General features: G+C 62.6%; 1 protein-coding gene. It reads right to left on the reverse strand.

Features of this window, described 5'->3' with window-relative positions:
* Nucleotides 1-2 precede the first annotated feature (2 nt).
* Entirely contained in the window at nucleotides 3-1,193 is a 1,191-nt protein-coding gene (tuf, locus tag ACIP1U_RS32610) for an elongation factor Tu (RefSeq protein WP_400324077.1), read from the reverse strand.
* Nucleotide 1,194 lies beyond the last annotated feature (1 nt).

Raw genomic sequence — 1,194 nt, forward strand, 5'->3', positions numbered from 1 at the left:
GCTTAGTCGAGGATCTTTGCCACGACGCCGGCGCCGACGGTACGACCGCCTTCGCGGATGGCGAAGCGCAGGCCTTCTTCCATGGCGATCGGGGCGATCAGCTTGACGGTGATCGACACGTTGTCACCCGGCATCACCATTTCCTTGTCCGCCGGCAGCTCGATCGAGCCAGTCACGTCGGTGGTACGGAAGTAGAACTGCGGGCGGTAGTTGTTGAAGAACGGGGTGTGACGGCCGCCTTCGTCCTTCGACAGGATGTACACCTCGCCGGTGAAGTGGGTGTGCGGCTTGATCGAACCCGGCTTGCACAGCACTTGGCCGCGCTCGACGTCTTCACGCTTGGTGCCGCGCAGCAGCAGACCGACGTTGTCGCCAGCCTGGCCCTGGTCCAGCAGCTTGCGGAACATTTCCACGCCGGTGCAGGTGGTCTTCACGGTCGGGCGGATACCGACGATTTCGATTTCTTCGCCGACCTTCACCACGCCGCGCTCGATACGGCCGGTCACCACGGTGCCGCGACCCGAGATCGAGAACACGTCTTCCACCGGCATCAGGAAGGTACCGTCAACGGCACGCTCCGGCGTCGGGATGTAGGTGTCCAGTGCTTCGGCCAGGCGCATGATGGCTTCTTCGCCCAGGTCGCCCTTGTCGCCTTCCAGTGCCAGCTTGGCCGAACCCTTGATGATCGGGGTGTCGTCGCCGGGGAACTCGTACTTCGACAGCAGTTCGCGAACTTCCATCTCGACCAGCTCGAGCAGTTCAGCGTCGTCCACCATGTCGCACTTGTTCAGGAACACGATGATGTACGGCACGCCGACCTGGCGGGCCAGCAGGATGTGCTCACGCGTTTGCGGCATCGGGCCGTCAGCTGCCGAGCACACCAGGATCGCGCCGTCCATCTGGGCGGCGCCCGTGATCATGTTCTTCACATAGTCAGCGTGGCCCGGGCAGTCAACGTGCGCGTAGTGGCGGTTGGCCGTTTCGTACTCGACGTGGGCGGTATTGATGGTAATACCGCGTGCCTTTTCTTCCGGCGCTGCGTCGATTTCGTCGTACTTCTTGGCGGCACCGCCGAACTTGGCTGCCAGCACCGTGGCGATCGCTGCGGTCAGCGTGGTCTTGCCGTGGTCAACGTGACCAATCGTACCAACGTTCACGTGCGGCTTAGTCCGCTCGAACTTTTCCTTTGCCATT

The sequence above is a fragment of the Cupriavidus sp. NPDC089707 genome (assembly GCF_044748965.1).
Lineage (GTDB): Bacteria > Pseudomonadota > Gammaproteobacteria > Burkholderiales > Burkholderiaceae > Cupriavidus.